Here is a 26,316-nt window from a genome sequence, read left to right as displayed (position 1 = left end):
CAGAGAAAAATTATCAGTGTTATTTGCTGCCCGTCGCGCGTTGCAACGCGATACGGGCGGTAATACGCAGTCTTATCAATCGCCAGAACACCCAGATCAGCGTCCCGGCGGAAATCGCCGCGGTCAGAAGATAGGTGTCATTGTAGGCAAGAATATTGGCCTGCAGCGTCGAGGCGTTTTGCAGCAGCGTGCTGGCCTGGACGTTCAGCAGGGTACTGTCGCCGATCTGGCTTTGGTACAGCTGGCTGTATTGCTGCAGGCGCTCGGTAATTAACGGGTTCAGAGTGGTCAGCTGGTCGGCCAGCTGGCTGGAGTGGAACTTCTCCCGCCAGGTCTGGAAGGTCCCGAGAATAGCCGAACCCAGCAGGCCGCCGATATTCTGGCTCATCCCAAACAGCACCGAAAAACTCACCAGGTTGCGCGGGTCGGCAATGACCCCGCCGATCCCGGCGAGCATGGCCGGAGCGAGGAAAAAGGCGCTGCCGAAACCGAGTAAAAACTGGCTGAACATCAGCTGCTCCGGGCGAGTCAGGATGGTGGACTGACTGTCGAGCAGCGAGGCTAGCATGATGCAGGTCAGCGCGGTGGCGATCGGCCAGTAGAGCCGCTGCGGATTGAGGGTCAGACAGCTGGCGATAATCCCGCTGAGGATACCGGCGAAAATTGACCAGGCCAGCGTGCCCATCTGTTCGTTTTGCAGCCCCGCGTACTGTAGCCAGCCGATAACCCCGGTGTTTTGCTCCGCCAGCACAATGCGAATAAGCAGCATAATCAGCCCCAGACGCAGGATACTGCCGCTGGAGAGCCACTGCGTATTGAGCAGCGGGTTGCTTCGGTTGTGCTCAAAAACAATGGCCGAGACAATTAACACCACCGCGCCCGCCAGCGACCAGCCAATCCACGGGGCTTCAAACCACCAGTCGAGACGGCCCAGCGACAGGACGGCGCAGACCAGCGCCATGCCGGGCGCCAGCAACATGAAGGTAATGAAATCCTTTTTCTCGAACACCTTTTTCCGATCGCTGGGCGGCAGCTTCAGCACGATAACGCAGGCCAGGGATATGAGTGCCAGCCCCAGTTCGAAGAAGTAGAGTCCGCGCCATTCGTCAAGCTGTAACAGTTCGGTGGAGAACAGGCGGGCAATGGGGATCGCCAGCGAGGAGCCGGTAATGCCAATCGTCAACGCTTTCAGGCGGTGGCGAGCGGGCCACGCCTGCACCTGATAATAGATACCCAAAGAACTGAGGGCGGCCGCCACCATGCCGTGGGCGGCGCGAACCATCATCGCCGAGCTGAGATCGTTGACGAAGAGGTGGAAAAAGGTCACCAGCACGTAGAGCACCAGGAAGCCTTCGGTAAAGGCGCGCAGGCCGAACTGCTGGCGGAATTTCACCAGCAGCAGGTTAATCGACACGTTGGTCATCACGTACACCGCGGGCAGCCAGGCGATCTCCGTGGACCACGCGGCAAATGTCCCCTGCAGGTTTTGCAGGTTGGCGGTCACCACCGCATTACCCAGCGCGCCGGTCAGGCACACCAGCAGCCCGACGATGCCATAGGCGATGCGTTTCGGGGGGCTGTGAATCGGCGTTGACGGCGAGCCGAGCAGCGCGGGTTTCTCGTGCGGCGCCCAGTCATGAGGGCGATAGGGATTACTCTCGCGGCGCGGCATTATTTTTTCTCCAGCTCGCGCAGCAGGGTTTCCAGTACCCGCTGAGTGCGCTCGCGCTCCTCGGCGGTGATGGAACTGAGGATCTCTTCGCGCAGGGCGTCCGCCACGGTTTTGACCTGGTGATAGACCTCAAGACCCTTTTCCGTGGCGACCAGCAGCCGTTTGCGTTTATCGCGCTCGGTGATAACGCGCTCGACCAGCCCCAGCCCGACAAGGCGATTGACCAGCGGAACGATGGTGGCGCTTTCCACGCCCAGCTCCTGGGCCAGCTCAATTTGCGACAGCGGGTCGGCGTTGCGGGCAATGGCAGCAACCGCGACCCAGCTGGCCTGACTCATACCGAGGTCTTTCAGGCGGCGATTGACCGCCAGCCGCCAGTGGTGGGCCGTGAGATACAACAGATGGGAAAAGGTAAGCTGCCGGTTATCCATAGTCTTCTTCGCATCAGTACATGACAAAATCATTAGAGCTCTAACGATTCTATTCCTGATGGAAAGCCAAATTCAAGGGCAGATGCTAAAAAGTTGTTAACGCTACGTGCGCTTAGCAGGGGGAATACCTGACACGCTGACGTGCAGGGGGGAAGAACGAACCGAGAAGGGCGCTACCGGTGGGATGGCCTGGCGTGGACAAAAAAAAGCCCGGGCGATAGCCCGGGCGGGGGGCGCTGCATCTTAGCCTGGGTAGATACCGCGATCTTTACGCGCCATCAGAATGCGTTCACAGGCGACGATATAGGCTGCGGTACGCAGAGAGCACTCTTTGTCTGCGGCCTTCTCGCAAACGTGAATGATCGCGTCAGTCATGATGCGGTCCATCTTGGCGTTGATCTCTTCTTCGCTCCAGAAGAAGCTCGCCATATCCTGGACCCATTCAAAGTAGCTGACGGTCACGCCGCCGGCGTTACAGATAACGTCAGGAACCACGACGACACCGCGTTCGGCAAGGACATCATCCGCTTCCGGATAGGTCGGGCCGTTCGCCCCTTCCAGCACCAGCTTACAGGTCAGTTTTTCTGCGCGCTCGCGCGTGATCTGGCCTTCCAGCGCGGCGGGGATCAGAATGTCCATCTGGGTGGTCCAGAAGGCATCTTTGTCGATTTCACGGGCGCCCGGGAAACCGGCAATCTGCTTCTTCTCAGCCTGCCATGCGGTCAGGGCGGCCATATCAATGCCCCCTTCGTTATACAGGGTGGCGGTGTGGTCCTGAATCACCACGATCCGCGCGCCTACTTCGGCGAACAGACGAGCGGCTTCGCTACCGACGTTACCAAAACCTTGCAGCGCCACTTTCGCGCCTTCAATTTCAATTCCGGAACGGCCGGCGACTTCACGGCCGGTAATAAAGACGCCGCGACCAGTCGCTTTTTCACGTCCCAGCGAACCGCCGAGGTGAATCGGCTTGCCGGTCACCACGCCGGTAATCGTGGTGCCATGGTTCATGGAATAGGTATCCATCATCCACGCCATTACTTTACCGTTGGTGCCGACGTCCGGGGCCGGAATATCTTTCTGCGGCCCGATAATCAGACCGATTTCGCTGGTATAGCGGCGGGTCAGACGCTCCAGCTCGCCTTCTGACAGGCTGAACGGGTCAACGCGCACGCCGCCTTTGGCGCCGCCGTAAGGAATATTGACCGCGGCGCACTTAATGGTCATCCAGGCAGAAAGCGCCATCACTTCGTTCAGGTCAACGTCTGGATGGTAGCGAACACCACCTTTACCCGGTCCACGCGATAGATTGTGCTGTACGCGGTAACCTTCAAAGTGACGGATAGTGCCATCATCCATCTGCACCGGAATGTCGACAATCAGCGCGCGTTTCGGGTGACGCAGAGTTTCCACCCAGTAGGCGAGATCGCCCAGGTAAGGCGCGACGCGGTCGATCTGGCGCAGGTAGGTTGTCCATGGAGATGTACTACTTTCAGATGCGTAAGATAACTTTTCCATAAGAGTCCTGTTCTTAGTGTTATTTATGTCGTGTGAAACCGTGGAATATTTCTACCCGTCATACTTCAAGCCGCATGAACGTTGGCTTTCCTCGTTCACCCCAGTCATTCACTTCAGTAAGCCCTGGGGATCCCCTGCGTCGCCGCCTTCCTGCAACCCGAATGATTCAGGGTACACAGCAGTAAACTCTGTGCAATGAATGTTATCACCAATTTTATAAACCGGTATTTGACGGGTATTCCGAATTTTAAATTTTTGTTAGAAATTTGGTTTTTCGATTGCATAACTACGCAGCCAAAAACGGGATCATGCTGTGCATTTATATGCATATTTTATGCAATATGGTGAATAGTAAAATAATTTTTTCATATTTATCATTATCTTGATGATCTTCAAAAAGTGAATAAAATGATGGTGCTGGTATTGACTTTGTCACGCGACAGGGCCCAGCATGAGAGCACGCAATGCACAAGGTATTAACCGAGAGTTAACAAATACCCATAAATATAAAAAGGCTTTGTTTTATTGTGGTGAATATATCTTCATCGCAACGGGCTCGTTCGCCAGTAAAACAGGGATCGGGGAATTGTTAATGTCGACTCACCATGATTGGCCCACTGAATAATGCCAATAATCGTTCCGGAGAATTGTTATGTCAGGCTCTATGACTCGTGAAGATTTTAATTCTTACATGGTTCCCTGTTTTGCCCCTGCGCCCTTTATTCCAGTGAAGGCGGCGGGCTCGAAAGTCTGGGATCAGCAGGGTAAAGAATATATCGATTTAGCGGGCGGCATTGCCGTTAACTCTCTCGGGCACACCCATCCGGCGCTGGTTGCGGCGCTGAAATCTCAGCTTGATAACCTCTGGCATATCGGCAACGGCTATACCAATGAGCCGGTGCTGCAGCTGGCGAAAACGCTGGTGGAATCGACCTTTGCCGATAAGGTGTTCTTCTGTAACTCCGGGGCGGAAGCCAATGAAGCGGCGCTGAAACTGGCGCGTAAATATGCCCACGATAAGTCTGGCGCGGACAAAAGCGAAATTATCGCCTTCCAGAATGCATTCCACGGCCGCACGCTGTTTACCGTGACGGTCGGCGGGCAGCCGAAATACTCATGCGATTATGCGCCGCTGCCGCAGGATATTACCCATCTGCCCTATAACGATATCGCGGCGGTCAAAGCGGCAATATCGGACCGCACCTGCGCGGTGATCGTCGAGCCGATTATCGGCGAAGGCGGCGTGATGCCTGCCGACCCGGCGTTCCTGCAGGCGCTGCGCGAACTGTGCGACCAGCACGATGCTGCGCTGATTTTTGATGAGGTCCAGACCGGTGCCGGACGTACCGGCACGCTGTATGCCTACCAGCACTACAACGTGGTTCCGGATATTCTCACCAGCGCGAAAGGACTCGGCGGCGGTTTCCCGATTGGGGCGATGCTGGCCAAAGAGGCCTGGGCTCAGGTTTTCCAGCCGGGCACCCACGGCACCACGTTCGGCGGCAATCCGCTGGCGGCGACGGTCGCCAACACCGTTCTGGCCCAGCTGGATGACCCACTGCTGGCCGGCGTCGCCCGGCGTCATGACCTCATCGTCGAGAAGCTGAACGCGCTGAACGCTCGCTACGATCTCTTCAGCGCGGTACGCGGTAAGGGGCTGTTGATCGGCGCAGAGCTGGCCAGCCATCTGCGCGGCCAGGCTAAAACCCTGACCAATCTGGCCGCGGAAGAGGGCGTCATTGCGCTGATTGCCGGTCCGGATGTCCTGCGCTTTGCTCCGGCGCTCAATATTCCGCTGGCGGACATTGAGGACGCTTTCGTGCGCCTTGAACGCGCCGTCGCCCGCCTGACGCGCTAATCGGGGGACGGTTTATGATGCTATTTCGTCCCGTTCGGGAAGATGACCTCAACGATATTATCCGCCTCGCGTCGCGGGCGGGAGTCGGTATGACCTCGTTACCCAACGACCCCGCGCGGCTGGCCGCGCGGATCCAGCGCAGCGTCGAGACCTTTGCCGGTAAGCTGCCGCGCGGCCAGCAGGGCTTTCTCTTTGTGCTGGAAGATACCCGCCTGGCGCGGGTCGTGGGGGTCAGCGCCATTGAAGTCGCCGTGGGCCTCGACGAGCCCTTTTATAATTTTCGCCTGCAGCGTACCGTCCGCGCCTCGAAAGAGCTGGGGGTCTATAAAAATCAGGAATTGCTGAATCTCAGCTACGACCACACCGGACACAGCGAGCTGTGCACGCTGTTCCTGGACCCGGAATATCAGAAAAACCGTAATGGTCTGTTTCTGTCGAAGGCGCGCTTCCTGTTTATCGCCGCCTTCAGAGAGCTGTTTTCACCGCATCTGTTTGCAGAATTACGCGGGCGCAGCGATGAGCAGGGCAATTCCCCCTTCTGGGACGCGCTGGGCCATCACTTTTTCGACATTCCGTTTGCCGATGCCGACCGGCTGACCGGTACGGGAATGAAAACCTTTATTGCCGAACTGATGCCGGCGTACCCGATTTACGTGTCGCTGCTGCCGGATGACGCCCGCGAAGCGATCGGCCAGGTGCATGCCAATACCTCGCCGGCGCGGGCGATTCTGGAGAAAGAGGGATTCAGCTGGCGCGGTTCGGTCGATATTTTTGATGCCGGCCCGGTACTGGAAGCTGAAACCGACGCCATCAGGGCAATCAGCGAGAGCCAGTTTATTCCGGCCATGCAGCTGATGACGGAGCGGTCGTCGCCGCTTATCGTCGCCAACAACCAGTTCGAACAGTTCCGTGCGGTATTGATATCGCCGGACGATCAATCGCAACTTAATCAGGCCGCGCTGGACGCACTGGCGGTGAATGAAACCGACCGGGTTCATGCGGTGACTTTACATCCGGAGGCAAGAATATCATGGCGATAAATGCACAGTTAATCGCAGGGCAGTGGCAGCAGGGGAGCGGCGCAACGCTGACCAAACTGGCTCCGGAAGATCAATCCGTCCTGTGGCAGGCGCCCAGCGCCGGTGCGGCGGAGGTGCAGGCCGCCTGCGCGGCAGCGCGCGGCGCATTCTATGCCTGGTCCCACCGACCGCTGGCGGAGCGCATCGCCTGCGTTCAGCGGTTTGCCGCCCTGCTGGAAGCGCAAAAAGAGGCGCTGGCGACGCTTATCTCCCGGGAAACCAGCAAGCCGCTGTGGGAAACCCGCACCGAAGTGCAGGCGATGATGGGGAAAGCGGGCATCTCGATAGAAGCCTACAGCGAGCGTACCGGCCAGCGCGAAACCGCGATGCCGGACGGTAAAGCGCTGCTGCGCCATAAGCCGCACGGCGTGATGGCCGTTTTTGGCCCCTACAATTTTCCCGGTCACCTGCCGAACGGACACATTATTCCGGCGCTGATTGCCGGGAATACCGTGGTGTTTAAGCCGAGCGAACTGACGCCCGCCACCGCCGAACTGACGGTGAAGCTGTGGCTGCAGGCCGGGATCCCGGACGGCGTTATCAACCTGATTCAGGGGGGGAAAGAGACCGGCCAGGCGTTGCTGGAAAACCGGGATATCGACGGCGTGCTGTTTACCGGCAGCGCCTCTACCGGATTCCATTTCCATCGCTACCTCAGCGGTCAGCCGGAGAAAATGCTGGCGCTGGAGATGGGCGGCAATAACGCGCTGATCGTCGCCGATGTGACCGACAGCGATGCGGCGCTGAATGTGATTATTCAATCCGCCTTTATCTCCGCCGGACAGCGCTGCACCTGCGCGCGCCGGCTGCTGGTCAAACGCGGCGCCGAAGGCGATGCGCTGCTGCAGCGTCTGGTTGAGGCCAGCGCGAGGATCCGCAGCGGAAAATGGGACGCCGAACCACAGCCGTTTATGGGAGGGGTTATCTCTCTTCAGGCGGCGCAGGGGATGCTGGCGGCGCAGGACAAACTGGAAGAACTGGGCGGCAACGTCCTGCTACGCCTGCATCAGCCGGACCCGCGCTCCACGCTCTTAACGCCGGGTATTATCGACGTGACCGGCCTGGATGTTCCCGATGAAGAGTACTTTGGTCCGCTGTTGACCGTGATCCGCTATGACACCTTTGATGAGGCGATCCGCATTGCCAACCACACCCGTTATGGGCTGGCCGCGGGGCTCATTTCCGCCGACCCGGCGCTGTTTGAGCAGTTTGCCGACGAGGCACGCGCCGGAATCGTTAACTGGAACAAGCCGCTAACCGGCGCCTCCAGTAAAGCGCCTTTTGGCGGCGTGGGAGCGTCCGGCAACCATCGCGCTTCGGCGTGGTATGCCGCCGATTACTGCGCGTGGCCAATGGCCTCCCTGGTCAGCGAAACGCTGACGCTGCCGGCGACCCTCTCGCCTGGCCTGTCATTCTGATAACGGATTCTGTGAGGACACCATGTCTGGTTTTGAAGCTAATTTTGATGGCCTGGTTGGGCCGACGCACCATTACGCCGGTCTTTCGGTCGGCAACGAAGCCTCGCAAAACAACCGCGACGGCTTATCCAACCCGAAGAAAGCGGCGCTGCAGGGGCTGTTTAAAATGAAAACCCTGGCCGACAAAGGCTTCGTTCAGGGCATTTTACCGCCGCAGCCGCGGCCAAATATTTCCGCTCTGCGCGGACTGGGCTTTCAGGGGAGCGATGGGCAGGTGATTCAGCAGGCCGCCGTCGAGGCGCCGCATCTACTGTCCGCATTTAGCTCCGCGTCGTCGATGTGGACCGCCAACGCCGCCACGGTATCGCCTTCTGCCGACAGCGCCGACGGAAAGCTGCATTTCACGGTCGCCAACCTGAACAACAAGCTGCATCGTTCTCAGGAGGCGCCGACGACCGCGTCGATTCTGCGCGCCACCTTTGCCGATGAGACCCGTTTTAGCCACCACGACGCGCTGGCGCAGCATGGCGATTTAGGCGACGAAGGGGCGGCGAACCATAACCGCTTTTGCACCGACTATGACCGCCAGGGGGTACAGTTTTTTATCTACGGTAAGCGCGCCAGCGGCGGCGTGGCGCCGGCGAAATATCCGGCCCGTCAGACCCTCGAAGCCAGCCAGGCGATTGCGCGTCTGCATCGGCTGAACCCGGAATATACCGTATTCGCCCAGCAGGATCCGGCGGCCATCGACCACGGGGTGTTCCATAACGATGTGATTTCGGTCAGCAACCGCCACGTGCTGTTCCATCATCAGCATGCTTTTTTAAATCAGCAGGCGGTGCTGGACACGCTGCGGGAAAAAACCGCGCGGCTGGATATCCCGTTTACCAGCGTCGAAGTGCCCCAGGCGCAGGTCAGTCTCGATGATACCGTGGCCTCCTATCTGTTCAACAGTCAGCTGCTCAGTAAAGCGGATGGCACGATGCTGATCGTGGTGCCGGAAGAGTGTCGCCAGCGCAGTAATGTCTGGCAGTACCTGAGTGAACTGGTCAGCAGCGGCGCTTCGCCGATCAACGAGGTGGCGGTCTTTGATCTGCGTGAAAGCATGCGTAACGGCGGCGGCCCGGCGTGCCTGCGCCTGCGCGTCGTGCTGAATCATGACGAACTGGCGGCGGTGAATCCGCGTAGCCTGATGAATGACGAACGCTATCAGCAGTTGACCGGCTGGGTTGAAAAACATTACCGCGACCGTCTGCATGCCCGTGACCTCGGCGACCCGCAGCTGTTGAGCGAGGTTTACCAGGCCCTTGATGAACTGACGCAGATTTTAGGTCTGGGTTCGGTCTATGACTTCCAGCGCTAAGGGACCGGGAATGGAAAAAACAGTCAATGATTTACTCCAGTGCAAGCTGAGCCGCTGGCCTTTTCCGGCGGCGATGGAGGCAAGCTGGTTAGCCGATGGCGTGCTGCAACTGCTGCCGCAGACGCCATGGACCCAGGCTACGGTAGTGTCAGCGGGGATTCATGGCAACGAAACCGCGCCGATTGAGATCCTGCTGCAGATCATGCAGGCGCTGAGCGAGGGTAAACAGCCGCTCAGCCATGCGCTGCTGCTGGTGTTCGGCAATCTGCCTGCCATTCGCGCCGGTCGCCGCTATTTGCATAACGACCTCAACCGCCTGTTTGGCGGGCGGCATCTCGCCGTGGCACCGGGGAATGAGTCCCGGCGCGCGGCGGAGCTGGAGGGGGCGGTCGCGGCCTTCTTTGCGACCGCGGATCGCCAGGGCCACGCGCGTCGGCTACATCTGGATTTGCATACCGCGATACGCGGTTCGCGCTACCGCCAGTTTGCGCTGCTCCCGGCCCGCGAGGGAGAGTATGACGCCGGGTTTTACGCGCTGCTGCAGGCCAGCGCTATGGATGCCATCGTGCGTCATACCGAACCTGGCGGCACCTTTACGCACTACACCAGCGAAAAATTCGGCGCGCAAAGTGCCACCCTGGAGCTGGGCAAAGTGATGGCTTTTGGCGAAAACGACCTCCGTCTGTTTGCCGGGACCGACGCCGCGGTGCGCGCACTGATTGCCGACGCTGCGCTGCCTGCACGGGACAAAGCGACGGCGGACTATTTTCTGGTGCAGGAGAGCATCATCAAGAGCGACAGCGATTTTACGCTCAACCTTGACCCGAAAATTGACAACTTCACCGCGCTGCCTGCCGGGTATGAAATTGCCCGCCAGCCGGATAAAACGTGGGTTGTTCAGGCTCACGCGCCGTACATCTTATTTCCGAATGCGGGAGTGGCAACCGGGCAACGCGCCGGTTTGTTGCTGAAGTCAGCCGCGCCATGCCTTTCTTTGCCTGCTTGAAGGAATCGACATGACTCAACATCAACGCGAGGGGCAGGTGAATCCTGCCATCGACGGGGAGTGCCCGTCGCAGCTCAAACGCGGCCTTGGCGCCCGGCACATTCAGATGATTGCGCTGGGCGGCGCTATCGGCACCGGCCTGTTCATGGGGGCGGGAAGAAATATTGCGGTGGCGGGGACCTCGATCCTCGTGATTTATGTCCTGGTGGGTTTTTTTACCTATATGGTGATGCGGGCTATGGGCGAGGTGCTGCTCACCCGGCTTGATTACCGCTCTTTCGCCGATTTCGTCGGCGATTATCTCGGTCCGCAGGCCAGCTTCTATTTAGGCTGGACCTACTGGCTGAGCTGGGTGGTGACCTGTATCGCCGATGTGGTGGTGTGCGGTAGCTATATGCAGTACTGGTTTCCGGAGATGTCAGCCTGGGTGCCGGCGCTCAGCACCCTCGGCATTCTGTTCCTGTTCAATTTGCTGTCGGTCAAAATGTTCGGCGAGGCCGAATTCTGGTTTGCGCTGATCAAGGTCATTACCATTATTGCGCTGATTCTCACCGGCGCGTGGATGGTGGCGACCGGCTGGACTTCGCCTGATGGCGTGAAAGCTTCGTTGCACCACATCACCGACCCGACGGTGTTTATGCCGCACGGCGTCACCGGCTTCTTTGCCGGTTTCCAGATAGCGATCTTCTCCTTTACCGGAGTTGAGCTGCTCGGCACGATGACCGCCGAAACCCGCGATCCGCAGAAGATTTTGCCGAAGGCGATTAACGCGCTGCCGCTGCGGATTATCATTTTTTATCTGCTCTCGATGGTGGTGATTATTGCCGTGGCTTCCTGGCCTGGCGTCTCGCCGGATGCCAGCCCCTTCGTCACGCTGTTTGCTAATGCCGGGCTGCCTGCGGCGGCGGCGGTGATTAACTTTGTCGCGCTGACCTCGGCGATGTCATCGGCCAACAGCGGCGTCTACTCCAGTACCCGCATGCTGTACGGCCTGTCGGTAGAGAAACATGCCCACGGCCAGTTCCGCATTCTGTCGCGCACCACGCGTATTCCGGTGCGTAGCCTGCTGTTCTCCTGCTTCTGCATGCTCAGCGGCACGCTGCTGCTGTTCCTGGTGCCGAACGTGATGACGCTGTTCACCATTGTGTCGACGCTGGCGGCGATTATGGTGGTATTCAGCTGGGGGATGATTCTGGTGGCTTATCTGGTGTATCGCCACAAGCGTCCGGATCTGCATGAACAATCGACCTTTAAGATGCCGGCGGGGGTTGTCATGAGCTGGATCAGCCTGCTGTTTTTCGCCTTCTCGATTTTTATCATGATCTTCGATCCGGATACGCTGAAAGCGCTGATGGCGACGCCGCTGTGGTTTGTGGCGCTGTGGCTGTTCTGGAAGATAAAACAGAAGCGGGAAGGGCAAACGCAGCTGGAGAAGCTGAACGCCTGACCGAATGCCGACAGCAGCGGGTCTGCTGTCGGCGTCATTTTAGCAAAGCATAACCTGGCGAGTTTCATCAGCCGCCGCAGAAGATGGCGGCGGCTGACAGGCCCGCCGTTCCTGCCCGATACGCCGCTACCCGGTCGTCCGCTGCCGTCCTCCGCGCCTTTTATCGATTTTCAGGTGGCCAACATGATGATGCGTGAGCCTCTGCGCGCGTTAATGGCATCATTGCGGTGATGATTCAGGCGCAAGCCATTCGTTTTTAGCTAGCATGTGGGCTTTTTAGTCACGCCTTCCCGTTTATTCGCCGACGCTGTGGGTGAGGGGTTATGATAGGGCCGGACGTCCTTGATGGATGAGATGGCATGAAAGGAGCGAGTATGAGTGAGCAGTTCCCATCCCTGCCGGATGCAACGCTGGCGGCGGCCAACCGCCTGGGCCAGTGGCTGGCGCTGGATGATTTTACCGCACAGGCGCCGATGCCGGCGGTGGATATTGTGGTGCTGGCGGGCAATGCGGTGATCCCGACCATTGATGCCGCCTGTCGGCTGGCGGCTGACGCCGGGGTCCCGCTGCTGATTAGCGGCGGGATTGGCCACTCCACGGTCTTTCTCTACGACGCGGTACGCAACGATCCGCGCTATCGGTCGCTGCCGGTCGACGGGCGCCCGGAGGCGCATATCCTCGCCGATATCGCCCACCGTTTCTGGCATATCCCCCGCGACAGGATCGTGGTTGAGGATCGTTCCACCAACTGCGGTGAGAACGCGCGCTTTACCCGCGAGATGCTGGCGGCGACGGGAATCGCTCCCCGCGCTGGCGTGGTGCTCCAGGATCCGACGATGCAGCGGCGAACTATGGCGACCTTTGCCCGGGTCTGGCAGGGCGAGGCGGTCGTGCCGCAGTGGTACAGCACGCCGGGCTGCGCGCCGCTGCTGGACAATACGGCGAACGGGCTGGCGTTTCGCGGTGACGCTGCCGGGCTGTGGCCGGTCGGACGCTACCTGTCGCTGATTCTTGGCGAGCTGCCGCGGTTGCTGGATGCGCCCCAGGGATACGGCCCGCGCGGAAAAGATTTTATCGTCCATGTAGATATCCCCGCCCGGATCCTCGAAGCCGGACAACGCTTGAGTGAAGACAACCTGCTGGGTGAAGCGCTGAACGCCCGCGCGCCCGGCTGAGCGTTGCCCGTTTGCGGCGCGTTTTTCGCAAACGGGCAATTTTTGTTGCCAGTATGTAACTTCATCGGCGTGATGTTGGCGCGTTTTCATGAGCTGTTTCACAAAATTATGCTGACCGTCTGCTCTTAGCGCGGCGTGTGAGTAGATTTTTAACAAATAAGTTACTTGTTAAAAACACTAAATCTACAGGAGCAGGCCATGACAGCACCCGTTCAGCACCCGATGTATATTGATGGTCAGTTTGTGGTTGGGCGCGGCGACGCCTGGATCGATGTACTCAACCCGGCAACGGAAGCGCTGCTTTCCCGTATTCCCGATGGCACGGCTGAGGATGCCCGGCGGGCTATTGAGGCGGCAGAGCGCGCGCAGCCTGCCTGGGAGGCGCTGCCGGCGATTGAGCGCGCGGGCTGGCTGCGGAAAATTGCCGCCGGCATTCGCCAGCGCGCGCAGGAGATTGCCGCGCTGATCGTGGCGGAAGGGGGCAAAACCCAGCAGCTGGCGGCGGTGGAGGTCTCATTTACCGCCGATTATCTTGACTATATGGCCGAGTGGGCGCGTCGCTATGAAGGCGAAATCGTCCAGAGCGATCGGCCAGGAGAAAACATCCTCGTCTTCAAACGCGCGCTGGGCGTCACCACCGGAATCCTGCCGTGGAACTTCCCGTTCTTCCTGATCGCCCGCAAGCTGGCGCCAGCGTTAATTACCGGTAACACCATCGTCATTAAACCCAGCGAATTTACCCCCAACAATGCCGTCGCGTTTGCGCAGATTGTCGATGACATCGGTCTGCCGAAAGGGGTATTTAATCTGGTGCTGGGCCGCGGTGAAACCGTTGGTCACGAGCTGGCGGCCAATCCCAAAGTGGCGATGGTCAGCATGACCGGCAGCGTCGGCGCGGGCGAGAAGATTATGGCCGCCGCGGCGAAGAACATCACTAAAGTGTGCCTTGAGCTGGGCGGCAAGGCGCCGGCCATCGTGATGGATGATGCCGACCTTGAGCTGGCGGTAAAAGCGGTGGTGGATTCCCGGGTCATTAACAGCGGGCAGGTATGTAACTGCGTGGAGCGGGTCTACGTACAAAAAGGCATTTACGATCGGTTTGTAAATCGCCTGGGCGAAGCTTTAAAGGCGGTACAGTTTGGCGACCCGGCTACCCGGGACGATATCGCCATGGGGCCGTTGATCAACGCCGCCGCGCGGGAACGCGTCGAGCAGAAAGTCGCCAAAGCGTTAGCGCAGGGGGCGCGTCTGGCGCTGGGCGGCAATGCGGTAGCGGGCCGCGGCTATTTCTATCCGCCGACGCTGCTGCTGGACGTACGCCAGGAGATGGACATCATTCATGAAGAGACGTTTGGCCCGGTGCTGCCGGTGGTGGCGTTTGACACCCTGGATGAGGCGCTGGCGATGGCCAATGACAGCGACTATGGCCTGACCTCCTCGATCTATACCCGGGATCTGAATGTGGCGATGAAGGCGATAAAGGGGCTGAAGTTCGGTGAAACCTACATTAACCGCGAGAACTTTGAAGCGATGCAGGGCTTCCATGCCGGATGGCGAAAATCAGGTATCGGCGGTGCCGACGGTCGTCATGGGTTGAATGAGTATCTGCAGACCCAGGTCGTCTATTTACAGTCGTCAGCGCGGTAGTCGCCAGCGCCGGTTCCGGCCGGGCGACAAGCGGATAGCCGGGCTATCCGCTTTTTTTCGTCGCCGCGATGGCTAGCGGGCAAATTTATCCAGTACGCGGATGAGCTGGGTGACAAAACCGTACTCGTTATCGTACCAGGCGACGGTTTTGACCAGCTGAACATCGCCGGCTTCGGCGACTTCAAGCTGGGTGGCATCGTAAATAGAGCCGAAATGGCTGCCGATAATGTCGGAAGAGACGATCTCTTCTTCGGTGTAGCCGAAGGATTCGTTGTTCTCCGCCGCTTTTTTCATCGCCTGGTTGACCTCATCGGCGGTGACTTTTTTCTCCAGGATGGAGACCAGTTCGGTGACTGAGCCGGTTTTGGTCGGCACGCGCTGGGCGTGACCCTTCAGCTTGCCGCTGAGCGCAGGAATAACCAGCCCGATGGCTTTCGCCGCCCCGGTGGTGTGCGGGATGATATTTTCTGCCGCCGCGCGCGAGGCGCGTAAATCTTTCCCCCGCGGGCCGTCAACCAGCGACTGCGTGCCGGTGTAGGCATGAATAGTGGTCATGGTGCCGAGCTTAATGCCGAAGGCGTCGTTGAGCACTTTGGCCATCGGTGCCAGGCAGTTGGTGGTACAGGAGGCGACGGAAATGATGGTGTCATCGGCGGTCAGGGTATCGTCGTTGACATTATAGACGATGGTCTTCATGTCACCGGCAGGAGCGGAGATCAGGACTTTTTTCGCCCCGGCATCGAGGTGTGCCTGCGCCTTCTCGGTTGATGTGTAGAAGCCGGTACACTCGACAATCAGTTCTGCACCCACCGCTTTCCACGGAATATGCCGGGCCTCTTTCTCGGCATAGACGGTAATTTTTTTGCCGTTCACGATGAGCGCATCTTCGGTAAAATCAACGCTCCACGGGAACGGCCCGTAGTTAGAATCATGTTTTAACAAATAGGCCAGCACTTTCGGTGAGGTCAGATCGTTGATCGCCACCACTTCAAGCGGGCTGTTCACTTCCAGTAAACGGCGTAATACCAGACGTCCGATACGACCAAAGCCATTAATCCCTAGTTTGCTCATGTAAAGCCTCCGATAGGATGGTGAGTGAGGTTGAGGGTATAAGACACTCCAGGCATACTCTACTGATGGTGAATCGGCAACCCGGAAAGTCGCTCCATCCGCTAAGCGGTTGAAAAACACTACAGAAAAATTAATGCATTCTCTGCCGCGGATTATCCGCGTTTCCCGCATCTTGCTAAGCGCCGTGTTCCCTCGTATTTTGAACCTTTTCACCGCCCGTCGGGCATGAGTGACTTTGCGACGAGGAATCATGGAACGCTTATTTGTTTACGGCACGCTGCGTCCGGGCCAGGAAAATGCCCCCATTCTGGAAACTATCGGCGGCGAGTGGCTGCCGGGGTGGGTGCACGGCACGTTTTATGCGCGCGGCTGGGGAGCCGCTGCCGACTTCCCGGGTATCGTCCTTGATAAAAACGGTCCCCGGGTCGACGGCTATCTCTTTACATCGGATAAACTTGCCGCGCACTGGCCGATGCTGGATGAGTTCGAAGCGGGCTACGACCGCGTGGCGGTGGAGGTGACGACGGTAGAGGCGCAGCGCGTGACCGCGTGGATCTATCAGCTTCAGCCGCCAGTCCGCCCATAACTCATCCCGGCGGTCTGTACCGGGCCATGTGCCCCGCCAGCCGGCGGCGGGCAGGGCGTGGAGAGGGCAAATTTATTTGTCGCGCCAGCCCATTGCCGGCGCCACATGCCGCAGGATGGACTCGATGACGTGCACGTTGTAATCGACGCCGAGCTGGTTCGGCACGGTCAGCATCAGCGTATCCGCCTCGGCAATCGCCTCATCCTGCTGCAGCTGGGCAATCAGCTTGTCCGGTTCGGCGGCGTAGCTGCGACCAAAAATTGCGCGGGTCTTCTCATCGAGGAAACCGACTTTATCGCTGTCGTCATGGCTGGAGCCAAAATAGCGCCGGTCCCGATCGTCCATCAGGGCAAAAATGCTGCGGCTAACCGAGACGCGCGGCGTCCGCGTATGCCCGGCCTGCGCCCAGGCGTCGCGATAGGCACGGATCTGTTTTGCCTGTTGAATATGGAACGGTTCGCCGGTTTCATCGTCTTTTAAGGTCGAGCTTTGCAGGTTCATCCCCAGTCTGGCGGCCCACTCCGCCGTCGCATTCGAACCGGCGCCCCACCAGATGCGGTCGCGCAGACCCGCGGAATGCGGTTCCGGGCGCAGCAGACCCGGCGGGTTCGGGAACATCGGCTGCGGATTGGGCTTCGCAAAGCCTTCGCCGCGCAGGACGTCCAGCAACACCTCAGTATGCCGGCGCGCCATATCGGATTCATTTTCCCCTTCGCCAGGGACGTAACCGAAATAGCGCCAGCCATCGATGACCTGCTCCGGGGAGCCCCGGCTGATACCCAGCTGCAGGCGTCCGCCGGAGATCAAATCCGCGGCGCCGGCATCTTCGGCCATGTACAGCGGGTTTTCATAGCGCATATCGATAACGCCGGTTCCTATCTCAATACGCCGGGTTCTGGCGCCGATCGCCGCCAGCAGGGGAAACGGCGAGCTGAGCTGACGGGCAAAGTGATGCACTCTGAACCAGGCGCCGTCAGCGCCCAGCTCTTCAGCGGCCACCGCCAGATCGATGGATTGCAACAACGCGTCAGCGGCAGAGCGGGTAGCGGACTGCGGCGATGGCGTCCAGTGACCGAATGACAAAAATCCAATCTTTTTCATGACGTCTTTATCCTGGTTTGCAGGGAAATGTTCAGTAGACGGGCGCCGGCCTCGATAAGCCTGCCGGTTCTCGTTGGGCATAATCACTACTTTACGTATTCCCTGAGGAGAATAAATCACGTTTGTTTAACATAATGCATCAAATAAATTGATTGAAACGGGGCGCCGGCGCCCCCGTCCGGGAGCGACTGACTGGTGCGATGCGCCGCCGATCCCCGATAATATGTGGCGCATTTTAGGCCAATTCGCCGCGCAGTTCCCTGTTAAGCTTATTGTCTCGCCAACGTTGTCAGAGTGTGATGATGTCAGAAAAAACGCCGCCGGCGACATCCGGCGATTGGATCGACTTTCGCCGGGATACCGCGACGGGGATTGAAAGCGTCAACGCGCACTTTAAAGGCCATGCTTACGACAGCCATGACCACGAGGAGCTGCTGGTAGGGGTGACGTTACAGGGTTCCCAGCGCTTTAGCTGCCACCGCGCGGTGCATACCAGTACGCCGGGAAACGCGATCCTTATTGAGCCGGGCGCAGCGCATGATGGCCATGCCCCGCAGCCCAGTGGATTCACCTATGCCATGCTCTACATCCCGCAGCGCTGGATGTCCGACAGTCTGGATCAGCGCGGCATGGGCGATATTTCTCTGGTGGAGGCCGCTTTTCGCCATACGCTGACCGCCGATCGCGAATTGATCGTGGCCATCTCGCAGGCGTTTGCGGCCATTCATTATGGGGAAGGTCGGCTGGCGTGTGATGAGAGCCTCGATCGTCTGGTGGCGCATCTGACGCCGCACGTTGCCGTAAAGCCAGCAACGGCGATGACCGATTCCCTGGTCAGGATGAACAGGGTCCGTGAGTATCTGCACGACCATCTTGCCTGGAATACCGGCCTCGATGAGCTGGCCGAGATCAGCGGTATCGACCGGTTCCGCCTGAGCCGGCAATTCAAGGCGGCCTTCGGACAGACGCCCCATGCGTATCTGGTCAGGCTGCGCCTGCGCACCGCGCGACGACTGCTGGCTGGAGGTCTGGCTGTGTCGCAGGTTGCGGCAGAGACCGGTTTTGCCGATCAAAGCCATTTAGGTCGCTGGTTCCGACGCGCCTACCGGATGTCTCCGGTTGCCTTTCAGAGCCGCTGCTCAAACGTTCTATCCTGATGCCCCGTGCCTGCGTGAAGATAGCCTTTTCGCGGTACAGACAGGAGTATTTTGATGACGTTTGACACTAAGATTGCCTATATCGTGCGCGATGATTTAGCGACATGGCAGCGACTGAACGTGGTGGCATTTCTGGCGACGGGGATTGCCTCTGCGGCGCCCGAGATCCTCGGCCAGCCCTATATCGATGCACTGGGCCGGCAATATGGCAATATGTCTGGCCAGCCCATGCTGATCTTTGAGGGCGGGCTGGAAAAACTGCAGGTCGTGCATCGCAAAGCGCTTGAGCGGGAGGTGACCATCATTCCCTACATCCACGCCATGTTTGCTACCGGGTATGATGAGGCCAATCGTGAGGTATTTATGGCCGCCGATGCGGAGAATCTGGATCTGGTCGGGCTGGGGATCCGTGGCCCGAAAAAAAAGGTGGATAAAGTGATCAAAGGGCTCTCGCTCCACGGTTAGTTTACCTGCTGTTGATACGAAGGCGGGTTGCCCCAGGCCACAGCTTTCCGGGCGGCAGGAACAGCGTCCGCCTCCGTATTGATCCTGCTTTGGCGGAAAATCGCCTGTTGACCGGCCTTCAGCCGCTGTTGTCCTTGCGGCGATCTGTGCTTTAATTCAGAGATGGCGCAATTAGCCAACGGCCTGATTGCCCGAGATGTTTTCATCGACGGTTCCGGAAGGTGCGCTGCATACCTCTCTTCCCGCACCCGATACTCTCTTTTATTCTCTGAGTGAAATATGACCCTGAATCAGTTTTATCCAATCGGTACCCCGGGGCAACCCTGGACAGCAGACGAAATACAGCAGTGGCGGCAGAACCAGACGCGATCCAGGAGCTATCAGCGCGATGTGTCAGATGTCCTCGATGGCCTGAAGCACCGCTTCGATGTCATTCAGTATGGCGAATTGCGTTACGCCGATGATGTTTATCCGTTGAGAGCGGTAAAATCAAAAAACTGGGACGATACTCTGCCGGTGGCGCTCGTGACGGGCGGCGTCCACGGTTATGAAACCAGCGGCGTGATGGGCGCCCTGACGTTTTTGACGGAATATCAGGATGAGTATGCGGGAAAAATCAATCTACTGGTTGCTCCCTGCGTCAGCCCCTGGGCCTATGAGCGTATTTCCCGTTGGAACTACGATGCCGTCGATCCTAACCGGCAATTTTTCCCGGAGGGCGCAGCGGAGGAGTCCCTGGCATTGATGAGGCTCATTTCGCCGTTGAAAGGTCGGTTCGCCGTTCACGTTGATTTGCATGAAACGACCGATACGGACGAAAGCGAGTTCAGCCCCGCGCGGGCTGCCAGAGACGGCGTGGCGTATAAACCGGAGAATATTCCTGATGGCTTCTATCTGGTTAGCGACGAGCGCAATTCAAGGCTGGATTTCCAGAGCGCGTTGATTTCCGCAGTTGCGCAGGTGACGCACATTGCTCCGTCGCTGCCCGGCGAGACCGTGCTCGGTTATCCGGTCATCGGCCAGGGGATTGTTGAGTATGACAATAATGCCTGGCACCTGTGCTCGACCATGACCGGCGCGCCGTTTACCACCACAACCGAAGTCTATCCCGATAGCGCGAAAACGTCTCCGCAGGAGTGTACCCGGGCGCAGGTAGTCACCGTCCGTCGGGCCATCGAATTTGCATTATCACACTGAGTGATCAGATCGGGCAGATATTGCCCGGTCTGCCTGCGGGTCTTCTGATTCGTATTTATCGAACGGTCGTTTCGCAAATTACAGGTTGTCATCACAAAAATAAATCTGTCATTATAATAATTATTGTTTGCTATTCTCTATGAATTTAAATGGTGGCTTTTGACTATGTCCGTAGGGTTGAGCTGCGGTTATTTAAGTCAACCATTAAAGATAATAAACAGATAATGAATTATGATTTCAGGTGTTCATATTTCTATATTTGTAATGGCTGTGGTTCAGTTTATATTTATTGTCCCAATTAATTTTTTTATTGCGTGGGACTGTTGGTGTCTGGGCGATTTGTTATACGCATTAATCGCGGGCGCGCTGTCTACAGTTGGCGCGGCCATTTCTATACAGACCCTGCGCTTGCTGATCGCCTCGCGACAAGAGGATTATCCTTATGCAAATGGCGAACGACAGCAATGTCCAGGCACCCCCATGCCGCGCCATGAAATCCCGGATGAGCAAAAGTCCTGAGCGGTAAGTTAACGGCGCTGACGGGATTTCTGTGCAGCGGATTCAGATACCCCAGGAGCCTGCGCCACACGCCCCGGAAAGGCGGTGCGAGGAGCAGACCTGAGCGAGCCTGCGTCTACACCCCGCGATGTCACGTTGCGACTGAACATGGATCAATATGAACCATGACATTCAGTACCCCGTGCTTGTGTAAAACCCGTTCCCGAGCCGCCACCGCAATGTCATGGCCATCCCGGACGGAGAGATGCTCCGGCACTTCCAGATGCACATCGACGAGGATAAGATCTCCCACTTTTCGCGTTTTCAGATCGTGAAGCCCGGCGACCCCCGGCGTTGACAGAAGAAGCGCTTTGATTGCATGTTCCTTGTCGGTATCCACCGCGCGGTCCATCAGATCGTGCATCGCGTCAGCGGCGAAGGAGTAGCCCATGCGCAGTATCAGCAATCCGACCACAAAAGCCGCCGCTGGATCAAACCAGGGGTAGCCGGCCAGCGTCCCGGTAATACCAATCGCGACAACAACCGATGAAGCGGCATCTGAACGGGCATGCCATGCATTGGCCATCAGCAGAGAGGACTGGAGACGGATGGCTACCCTGCGCATATAGCGGAACAGCGTTTCCTTAATAGCGAGCGCGGCAAGCGCGACCCACAGCGCGGTCACATGTACCTCAGAGAGTGATGCAGGGTGCAGCAATTTTCCCGCAGCCGACCACAGCATACCGACGCCCACGGCGACCAGCATCATTCCGAGAATCATTGACGCACCGTTCTCGTATCGCCAGTGGCCGTAATGGTGGTCGCTGTCCGAGGGTTTACGGCTCTTTTTATTTGCCAGCAGCACCACCACATCTGCCACTAAATCAGAAAGAGAATGAATACCATCAGCAATTAAACCCTGAGAGCCAGAAAATATACCGCTAAGAATTTGCATGAACGACAAAATAATATTTACCGCGGCGCTGATTAATGTGCTTTTTTGTGCGGTGGCTGAACGTTCATGATACCCATTATCATTTCGCATAAAACTGTCCGTTTAAATAATTCACCTCAGGCACTGGATTATACTGGCGTAATCTTAATGGAAGGTTAATGATAAAAGAATAAGTTACAAGTGAGGCGGTTTTTATATATCTGTCATGCCAGGATGACTCATTTCCCGATCGAAAGGAAAACCACTATGCATCTGGAACGACACAGTATCGGCAAAGTAGGGTGGCTAAGAGCGGCAGTGCTGGGGGCGAACGATGGCATCGTGTCGACCGCCAGTCTGGTGCTCGGGGTCGCCGCAGCGGGCACTTCGCCGTCGGGTATTTTACTCGCCGGCGTGGCTGGGCTGGTTGCGGGCGCCATGTCGATGGCAACCGGCGAATATGTTTCCGTCTCATCGCAGGCGGATAGCGAACACGCGGCGCTCAGTCAGGAGAAAAGAGAGCTGGCGGCAAATTATGAGGAAGAGGTGCAGGAACTGGCTTCGCTGTACAGGCAGCGCGGACTGGAGTCGGCTCTGGCATACCGGGTCGCGGAACAGCTTATGGCGAAGGATGCGCTGGACGCTCATGCCCGGGAAGAGCTGGGGCTGACGGAGACAAATTCGGCGCAGCCGCTGCAGGCCGCGATGTTTTCAGCGTTCAGCTTTTCCGCCGGCGCGCTGTTGCCGGTCATCATCGCATGGCTAGCGCCGGCAACGCTGGTTTTTCCGTTCGTTATTCTCTCCACGCTTTTTTCGCTGGTTATTCTTGGCTATATCTCATCGACTGCGGGCCATGCGTCACCGATGAAGGCAATAATCAGAATCACTTTCTGGAGCGCAATGGCCATGGCTTTATCCATGGGGGCCGGTTCTCTCGCCGGTCAGGCCATGGCCTGAATGACCATTAAGCGATAAAATTGAGAAAATATTCAGGTCGTCAGATAGCACTACACTGGCTGGTATTACTGCTCATCGTAATCACTTACGCGGCGCTGGAGTTTAAGGGGATTTACCCTGAATACTGCGAATGATGCCGGGAAAACATCGGGACTAAGCCGGTAATCTGCCCCTTCACCGGCTGGTGCCGGGAGAGCATCGCGCGCAACCTCCCCCGGTGACCGTTCTCCGGCACAGGCCGGCGCGCTGCGGTTTTTATTTCAGCGCCACGCGCTTTCAGGGGATAATACGTGCCTCTCTCAGCTGCGTGAACAGACTGAAAAACATTTCGTCGGTTGCCTGCATCCGAGGGAAGCCCGCCCGGCGCAGCTTACTGCCATCGCCAAACATGTCGTCATTCCAGCTAAAGACGAAATCGGCAAAATTGCCGTCGCTTAACCGTAAAAGTTCCGGCTCCACCAGCCGCTGTCCGGCAAGGTCGCGCCATTGCGCGCCATAGTCCTTAAATAACTGCTGAAAGGAGAGCCTGACCGGCGGGGCAACCTCCAGCGCGAACCAGCGTGCGATCAGCGGCCATAGTTCGCTCCAGCGCCAGACGTCACCGTTATTGACGTTGAAAGCCTGATTCTGCGCCTCGGGGGAGGTGGCTGCCCACAGTGTCGCTTCTGCCAACAATCCGGCATCCGTGAAATCGACGATGCTGTGCCAGGTCTGTGGCGAGCCGGGAAAACGCAGCGGCAGATTCAGAGCCCGGCACAGCGAGGCGTACAGGGCGATACTCAGGACAAGATTCATGGTATTGCCCGGCACCGCGCTACCCACCACGCCAGGCCTGATGGCATTCCAGTGCCACGTTTTACCTCGTTGAAAATGGCTGAGCCACGCGAGCTGGGCGGCGTTAAATTCAGCGCCAGGGACGCCAGGATCGCTTTCACGCGCCGGAGTTTTAAACGGTCCAAGATGCGCGCCATAGACCTTGTATCCTTGCATCAGACTGACCGCTTGCAGCGGAGCCCTGTGCTCGATTTGACTGACCAGATTACGCAGCATGGTGACGTTCGGGGCAACCATCTCCGTCCAGTTTGCAGCATTCACCCAGGCACTATAAAAAATATGGGTGATATCGCTAAGGGGCCGCAGCGCCCGCGCGCTGCCCGCGGCATCGAGTAAATCAACCTCGACCATCGGAATGCCGTCAGGGTGGGAGAGGGCATGGCGGCTCAGTCCGATGACCTCCCACCCATTGCGCAGAAGCGTTTTGACGAGCTGGTTGCCGATAATGCCGTTGGCGCCGGCGACCAGCGCGACTTTCTGTTGTTGTGTCTTATTCATCGTGTTTCTCCAGGGAAGGTGACGGAAACAGTGTGATATATTATTTTTTTCCCACATATCCCCTGAAAATGATGGCACTTATAAGCAGAATCATTAAATGAATAATAAGCTCAATGCGATAGCCACTTTTTTACGCGTAGCCGAAGCGGGTTCCTTTTCTGCGGCCGCCCGCCAGAGCGGGATGAAGCAATCTGCTGTCAGTCAGCAGATTGCGGCCCTTGAAGAGTCGCTTGGCGTGGTATTGCTGCATCGTACTACGCGGGTGATGGCGCTGACCGGGCAGGGGGAAATCTACCGCCGTGATATGCAGCTTTTGCTCGAGGCCATGCGGGAAGCGGAAAGGCGGTTGAACCCTGGCGATCATCAGTTTCAGGGCCGGGTACATGTGCAGTTGCCGAGCGGTCTGGGACAGATTTTTATGCCACACCTGCTGGCGCTGCAGAAAGAGAATCCAGGCTTGCATCTGATGCTGTCACTGGATGACCGCATCGCCGATCTGGTTACTGAAGGGGTAGACGTCGCGCTGCGGCTGGGCCATGAGCCGCCGCAAGCGCATGCGGCGCGCGTGCTGGCGCGTATTGAAACGGCGCTCTTTGCCGCACCTGATTTTACACCGCTGCATTCCGTCAACGAGCTGGCGATGCATCCGCACGTGCGCTTCAGCGCTATCCCGCTGGAAGCACCGCTCCGCCTGGTCTCGGGTCAGGATGCTGTCGATGTGAAAGTGAATACCGTTTTCCGGGCCAACACCAGTGAGGCTCTGCGACAGGCGATTGAGTCAGGCCTCGGGATCGGCGGCATGCAGCTCCCGCTGGCAGCCAGGGCGGTACAATCCGGCAGGCTGGTGCCGGTATTACCCGCCTGGCGCTTACCTGACCGCTTCCTTTACGCCGTCTATCCCGACGCCCGCTTTATCCCTCAAAGGGTCAGAAGCATCATCAGCGCCATCGAATCCTTACTGCCTGACATTATGGGCAAAATCTGAAGGCGAGACACTCGCACTGGGGAAAACCGAACGGGAAGCGGTCGAAGAAGAGAACGGAGAGAACTGATAAACCGCCAGCGTCGCGAGAATACTCAATATCACGCTGATGATGAAGTAAGTTTTAAAGGGCTGTTTTTGCGTTTTATGGCGGAACACCTGTTGACCGACCATCGCGCCAGGCCATCCGCCCACAAAGCCGAATACCAGCAAGGTAGATTCTGGCACCCGACGCCAGGCTTTGCGTGCCGCCATTTTATCCATGCCGTAAATCACCAGCGTCAGTACGCTGACCAGCAGGAACCACGTGATATAAGGATGCGGAGTAAACAGACTCCCGGTCGCCGCGCAGACGAGGAGTAAATAACAGAAGCGATTGAGATTCATACCATTAGCCAGCAGCGATCGGTGAACGTAGAGGGCGAATTATACGCATCACGCGGCCAGAAGAAACATTTGCGGATGGCCTTCACCGCAGGTTGTCTCTCTGGACATCAGTCAGCGCCACAAACAGGATTCCTCCTTTCAACCAACGTGTTAAGGTGATTCAGACAATTTATGCACTCAGTCAGGCCGAGGGACGGCCGCGGCGCCGGGTGAACCCGGTCGGCAAAAACGGAGGACTCAGTGTCGGTTTAATGGCACCTGTTTACAGCGCAGATGTTATTTCTGGTAACGGCTTCATTAATATCAAAAATATTCAATAAATTGCCTGGCGGATTCTTTTTCATCAAGATATTCAAAGCCGAGCAAACGAATTTTCACACGGTTGTAAAACCATTCGTTCTCCTGCCGTTGAATCATTTCTCCTGGAAGGAAACATAGCCCTGTCGCTGCCCGAATAATGGCATATTTACCATTGTTAAACCTTACCCTATGGATGCAGAAAGGCTGGTTCACTTCGCCAGGATGACGGCTGGCAAGAATATCGCCTTCAATAAAAACATCTTTTCTGGTTTTCATAAGCCTTTCCTTTATTACGCTGATAAAACAGGTATGTTGCTGTTTTTAAAGAGTTGCGCTTTAAAGTGCTGGTGTGCTGCTCAGCCGCCAATACACCAACACTCTGAGGGGCGGAATAATAATCCGCATTGCGGGCATTGCAGAATCGCATCTTTGCGTAATTTACCGGCCTTCTGGTCTGCGATGCAGGAACAGGCCGGGCAAGTGACATGCACCGGTCTTTCTTTGAAATGTCTGATTCCACTGGTGTAAGACATAAATTAATTCTCTGAGGGAGGTGTTATTTATTATACGCCTTTGTTGACTATTATTCTTTTTATTATATTTCTCTGCTGCAGAGGGTAAAAGCGAGCCGTTAACGCATATTGGTACAGCAACACGCGGTGGGGAGAAATTTATAAGGAAATCATATTGTCTCACCGCCGTTAACCGGGTTAACCAAATAACAGCCGGATAATT

The 26,316-nt window shown here is 57.5% G+C and carries 24 protein-coding genes and 1 pseudogene; 15 read left to right on the top strand and 10 right to left on the bottom strand.

Annotated elements, in window-relative coordinates:
* Positions 1-19 precede the first annotated feature (19 nt).
* The 3 genes from DSD31_RS14070 to DSD31_RS14060 all read right to left on the bottom strand — a co-directional run bounded on the left by DSD31_RS14070 (position 20) and on the right by DSD31_RS14060 (position 3,621).
* Positions 20-1,672, bottom strand: a complete 1,653-nt coding sequence (locus DSD31_RS14070; RefSeq protein WP_015584458.1) for an MFS transporter — start codon at positions 1,670-1,672, stop codon at positions 20-22.
* Positions 1,672-2,103: a MarR family winged helix-turn-helix transcriptional regulator gene (locus tag DSD31_RS14065; RefSeq protein ID WP_015584457.1), complete on the bottom strand. Its 432-nt coding sequence runs from the start codon at positions 2,101-2,103 to the stop codon at positions 1,672-1,674. Before DSD31_RS14065 ends, DSD31_RS14070 begins: the two co-directional genes overlap by 1 nt.
* A 243-nt stretch (positions 2,104-2,346) precedes the next feature.
* Positions 2,347-3,621 (bottom strand): Glu/Leu/Phe/Val family dehydrogenase, encoded by a 1,275-nt coding sequence (locus tag DSD31_RS14060; protein ID WP_004861355.1) that lies wholly within the window; start codon positions 3,619-3,621, stop codon positions 2,347-2,349.
* Between the two features lie 652 nt (positions 3,622-4,273).
* Here DSD31_RS14060 and DSD31_RS14055 point away from each other — a divergent pair.
* From DSD31_RS14055 to aldA, 8 genes are all read left to right on the top strand, one after another.
* Positions 4,274-5,479, top strand: a complete 1,206-nt coding sequence (locus DSD31_RS14055; RefSeq protein ID WP_004861358.1) for a bifunctional succinylornithine transaminase/acetylornithine transaminase — start codon at positions 4,274-4,276, stop codon at positions 5,477-5,479.
* Between the two features lie 17 nt (positions 5,480-5,496).
* Positions 5,497-6,519: an arginine N-succinyltransferase gene (gene astA / locus DSD31_RS14050; protein ID WP_162786334.1), complete on the top strand. Its 1,023-nt coding sequence runs from the start codon at positions 5,497-5,499 to the stop codon at positions 6,517-6,519.
* Positions 6,510-7,976: a succinylglutamate-semialdehyde dehydrogenase gene (gene astD / locus DSD31_RS14045; protein WP_004861363.1), complete on the top strand. Its 1,467-nt coding sequence runs from the start codon at positions 6,510-6,512 to the stop codon at positions 7,974-7,976. The genes astA and astD overlap by 10 nt, the downstream gene beginning before the upstream one ends.
* 22 nt (positions 7,977-7,998) lie before the next feature.
* Positions 7,999-9,339, top strand: coding sequence for an N-succinylarginine dihydrolase (gene astB, locus DSD31_RS14040; RefSeq protein WP_104896223.1), 1,341 nt, complete (start codon positions 7,999-8,001; stop codon positions 9,337-9,339).
* A gap of 10 nt (positions 9,340-9,349) precedes the next feature.
* Entirely contained in the window at positions 9,350-10,345 is a 996-nt protein-coding gene (gene astE / locus DSD31_RS14035) for a succinylglutamate desuccinylase (RefSeq protein WP_113991114.1), read from the top strand.
* A 10-nt stretch (positions 10,346-10,355) separates the two neighbouring features.
* A complete protein-coding gene (locus tag DSD31_RS14030) occupies positions 10,356-11,792 on the top strand; it encodes an amino acid permease (RefSeq protein WP_071359373.1) in 1,437 nt (478 codons plus the stop codon).
* A 374-nt stretch (positions 11,793-12,166) separates the two neighbouring features.
* Positions 12,167-12,967 (top strand): YdcF family protein, encoded by an 801-nt coding sequence (locus DSD31_RS14025; protein WP_004861378.1) that lies wholly within the window; start codon positions 12,167-12,169, stop codon positions 12,965-12,967.
* Between the two features lie 198 nt (positions 12,968-13,165).
* Positions 13,166-14,614, top strand: a complete 1,449-nt coding sequence (gene aldA, locus DSD31_RS14020) for an aldehyde dehydrogenase (RefSeq protein WP_065906444.1) — start codon at positions 13,166-13,168, stop codon at positions 14,612-14,614.
* Between the two features lie 72 nt (positions 14,615-14,686).
* Here the strand turns inward: aldA and gap are convergent, their stop codons facing one another.
* Entirely contained in the window at positions 14,687-15,685 is a 999-nt protein-coding gene (gene gap / locus DSD31_RS14015; protein ID WP_064367531.1) for a type I glyceraldehyde-3-phosphate dehydrogenase, read from the bottom strand.
* A 250-nt stretch (positions 15,686-15,935) separates the two neighbouring features.
* Here gap and DSD31_RS14010 point away from each other — a divergent pair, with 250 nt between their 5' ends.
* Positions 15,936-16,271: a gamma-glutamylcyclotransferase family protein gene (locus DSD31_RS14010; RefSeq protein WP_004861389.1), complete on the top strand. Its 336-nt coding sequence runs from the start codon at positions 15,936-15,938 to the stop codon at positions 16,269-16,271.
* Positions 16,272-16,343: 72 nt separating this feature from the next.
* Here the strand turns inward: DSD31_RS14010 and DSD31_RS14005 are convergent, their stop codons facing one another.
* Positions 16,344-17,372 (bottom strand): LLM class flavin-dependent oxidoreductase, encoded by a 1,029-nt coding sequence (locus tag DSD31_RS14005; RefSeq protein ID WP_004861392.1) that lies wholly within the window; start codon positions 17,370-17,372, stop codon positions 16,344-16,346.
* A 302-nt stretch (positions 17,373-17,674) separates the two neighbouring features.
* Between DSD31_RS14005 and DSD31_RS14000 the strand changes: the two genes are divergently transcribed.
* The 4 genes from DSD31_RS14000 to DSD31_RS13980 all read left to right on the top strand — a co-directional run bounded on the left by DSD31_RS14000 (position 17,675) and on the right by DSD31_RS13980 (position 20,710).
* The gene (locus DSD31_RS14000; protein WP_004861394.1) at positions 17,675-18,529 is read left to right on the top strand and encodes an AraC family transcriptional regulator; all 855 of its coding nucleotides are present in this window, start codon (positions 17,675-17,677) and stop codon (positions 18,527-18,529) included.
* A gap of 54 nt (positions 18,530-18,583) precedes the next feature.
* Positions 18,584-18,994 carry a DUF2000 domain-containing protein gene (locus DSD31_RS13995; protein WP_015584449.1) on the top strand — a complete coding sequence of 137 codons (411 nt, stop codon included), beginning with the start codon at positions 18,584-18,586 and terminating at the stop codon, positions 18,992-18,994.
* Positions 18,995-19,273: 279 nt separating this feature from the next.
* Entirely contained in the window at positions 19,274-20,191 is a 918-nt protein-coding gene (locus tag DSD31_RS13985) for a M14 family metallopeptidase (protein WP_004861401.1), read from the top strand.
* Positions 20,192-20,422: 231 nt separating this feature from the next.
* Complete coding sequence (locus DSD31_RS13980; RefSeq protein WP_224050026.1) at positions 20,423-20,710, top strand: hypothetical protein; 288 nt, start codon at positions 20,423-20,425, stop codon at positions 20,708-20,710.
* A 130-nt stretch (positions 20,711-20,840) separates the two neighbouring features.
* Here DSD31_RS13980 and DSD31_RS13975 read toward each other — a convergent pair whose 3' ends face one another.
* Complete coding sequence (locus tag DSD31_RS13975) at positions 20,841-21,734, bottom strand: cation diffusion facilitator family transporter (protein WP_015584446.1); 894 nt, start codon at positions 21,732-21,734, stop codon at positions 20,841-20,843.
* 156 nt (positions 21,735-21,890) lie between these two features.
* On the opposite strand from DSD31_RS13975, the gene DSD31_RS13970 reads away from it, so the two are divergent.
* Positions 21,891-22,580: a VIT1/CCC1 transporter family protein gene (locus tag DSD31_RS13970; RefSeq protein ID WP_004861411.1), complete on the top strand. Its 690-nt coding sequence runs from the start codon at positions 21,891-21,893 to the stop codon at positions 22,578-22,580.
* A gap of 276 nt (positions 22,581-22,856) precedes the next feature.
* Here DSD31_RS13970 and DSD31_RS13960 read toward each other — a convergent pair whose 3' ends face one another.
* Complete coding sequence (locus tag DSD31_RS13960; RefSeq protein WP_004861413.1) at positions 22,857-23,912, bottom strand: SDR family oxidoreductase; 1,056 nt, start codon at positions 23,910-23,912, stop codon at positions 22,857-22,859.
* Positions 23,913-24,009: 97 nt separating this feature from the next.
* On the opposite strand from DSD31_RS13960, the gene DSD31_RS13955 reads away from it, so the two are divergent.
* Positions 24,010-24,897, top strand: coding sequence for a LysR family transcriptional regulator (locus DSD31_RS13955; RefSeq protein WP_064359979.1), 888 nt, complete (start codon positions 24,010-24,012; stop codon positions 24,895-24,897).
* 45 nt (positions 24,898-24,942) lie between these two features.
* Here the strand turns inward: DSD31_RS13955 and DSD31_RS13950 are convergent.
* The 3 genes and pseudogenes from DSD31_RS13950 to DSD31_RS26460 all read right to left on the bottom strand — a co-directional run.
* Positions 24,943-25,281, bottom strand: a pseudogene (locus tag DSD31_RS13950) (DUF1294 domain-containing protein); the annotation flags it as partial.
* A 303-nt stretch (positions 25,282-25,584) separates the two neighbouring features.
* Positions 25,585-25,857, bottom strand: coding sequence for a hypothetical protein (locus DSD31_RS13945; protein ID WP_015584442.1), 273 nt, complete (start codon positions 25,855-25,857; stop codon positions 25,585-25,587).
* Between the two features lie 80 nt (positions 25,858-25,937).
* Entirely contained in the window at positions 25,938-26,114 is a 177-nt protein-coding gene (locus DSD31_RS26460) for a YnfU family zinc-binding protein (protein ID WP_213894586.1), read from the bottom strand.
* Positions 26,115-26,316: the final 202 nt, after the last annotated feature.

Source organism: Klebsiella sp. X13 (assembly GCF_003323835.1).
GTDB classification, from domain to species: domain Bacteria; phylum Pseudomonadota; class Gammaproteobacteria; order Enterobacterales; family Enterobacteriaceae; genus Klebsiella; species Klebsiella ornithinolytica.
Note: the sequence above shows the minus strand (reverse complement) of the source record. Positions and strands in the feature narration are given on the sequence as shown.

What these genes read in the sequence shown, in the direction of transcription:
- DSD31_RS14070 (WP_015584458.1), bottom strand. Translation starts at nt 1,672, where the DNA reads ATGCCGCGCCGCGAGAGTAATCCCTATCGCCCTCATGACTGGGCGCCG.
- DSD31_RS14065 (WP_015584457.1), bottom strand. Translation starts at nt 2,103, where the DNA reads ATGGATAACCGGCAGCTTACCTTTTCCCATCTGTTGTATCTCACGGCC.
- DSD31_RS14060 (WP_004861355.1), bottom strand. Translation starts at nt 3,621, where the DNA reads ATGGAAAAGTTATCTTACGCATCTGAAAGTAGTACATCTCCATGGACA.
- DSD31_RS14055 (WP_004861358.1), top strand. Translation starts at nt 4,274, where the DNA reads ATGTCAGGCTCTATGACTCGTGAAGATTTTAATTCTTACATGGTTCCC.
- astA (WP_162786334.1), top strand. Translation starts at nt 5,497, where the DNA reads ATGCTATTTCGTCCCGTTCGGGAAGATGACCTCAACGATATTATCCGC.
- astD (WP_004861363.1), top strand. Translation starts at nt 6,510, where the DNA reads ATGGCGATAAATGCACAGTTAATCGCAGGGCAGTGGCAGCAGGGGAGC.
- astB (WP_104896223.1), top strand. Translation starts at nt 7,999, where the DNA reads ATGTCTGGTTTTGAAGCTAATTTTGATGGCCTGGTTGGGCCGACGCAC.
- astE (WP_113991114.1), top strand. Translation starts at nt 9,350, where the DNA reads ATGGAAAAAACAGTCAATGATTTACTCCAGTGCAAGCTGAGCCGCTGG.
- DSD31_RS14030 (WP_071359373.1), top strand. Translation starts at nt 10,356, where the DNA reads ATGACTCAACATCAACGCGAGGGGCAGGTGAATCCTGCCATCGACGGG.
- DSD31_RS14025 (WP_004861378.1), top strand. Translation starts at nt 12,167, where the DNA reads ATGAGTGAGCAGTTCCCATCCCTGCCGGATGCAACGCTGGCGGCGGCC.
- aldA (WP_065906444.1), top strand. Translation starts at nt 13,166, where the DNA reads ATGACAGCACCCGTTCAGCACCCGATGTATATTGATGGTCAGTTTGTG.
- gap (WP_064367531.1), bottom strand. Translation starts at nt 15,685, where the DNA reads ATGAGCAAACTAGGGATTAATGGCTTTGGTCGTATCGGACGTCTGGTA.
- DSD31_RS14010 (WP_004861389.1), top strand. Translation starts at nt 15,936, where the DNA reads ATGGAACGCTTATTTGTTTACGGCACGCTGCGTCCGGGCCAGGAAAAT.
- DSD31_RS14005 (WP_004861392.1), bottom strand. Translation starts at nt 17,372, where the DNA reads ATGAAAAAGATTGGATTTTTGTCATTCGGTCACTGGACGCCATCGCCG.
- DSD31_RS14000 (WP_004861394.1), top strand. Translation starts at nt 17,675, where the DNA reads ATGTCAGAAAAAACGCCGCCGGCGACATCCGGCGATTGGATCGACTTT.
- DSD31_RS13995 (WP_015584449.1), top strand. Translation starts at nt 18,584, where the DNA reads ATGACGTTTGACACTAAGATTGCCTATATCGTGCGCGATGATTTAGCG.
- DSD31_RS13985 (WP_004861401.1), top strand. Translation starts at nt 19,274, where the DNA reads ATGACCCTGAATCAGTTTTATCCAATCGGTACCCCGGGGCAACCCTGG.
- DSD31_RS13980 (WP_224050026.1), top strand. Translation starts at nt 20,423, where the DNA reads ATGATTTCAGGTGTTCATATTTCTATATTTGTAATGGCTGTGGTTCAG.
- DSD31_RS13975 (WP_015584446.1), bottom strand. Translation starts at nt 21,734, where the DNA reads ATGCGAAATGATAATGGGTATCATGAACGTTCAGCCACCGCACAAAAA.
- DSD31_RS13970 (WP_004861411.1), top strand. Translation starts at nt 21,891, where the DNA reads ATGCATCTGGAACGACACAGTATCGGCAAAGTAGGGTGGCTAAGAGCG.
- DSD31_RS13960 (WP_004861413.1), bottom strand. Translation starts at nt 23,912, where the DNA reads ATGAATAAGACACAACAACAGAAAGTCGCGCTGGTCGCCGGCGCCAAC.
- DSD31_RS13955 (WP_064359979.1), top strand. Translation starts at nt 24,010, where the DNA reads ATGAATAATAAGCTCAATGCGATAGCCACTTTTTTACGCGTAGCCGAA.
- DSD31_RS13945 (WP_015584442.1), bottom strand. Translation starts at nt 25,857, where the DNA reads ATGAAAACCAGAAAAGATGTTTTTATTGAAGGCGATATTCTTGCCAGC.
- DSD31_RS26460 (WP_213894586.1), bottom strand. Translation starts at nt 26,114, where the DNA reads ATGTCTTACACCAGTGGAATCAGACATTTCAAAGAAAGACCGGTGCAT.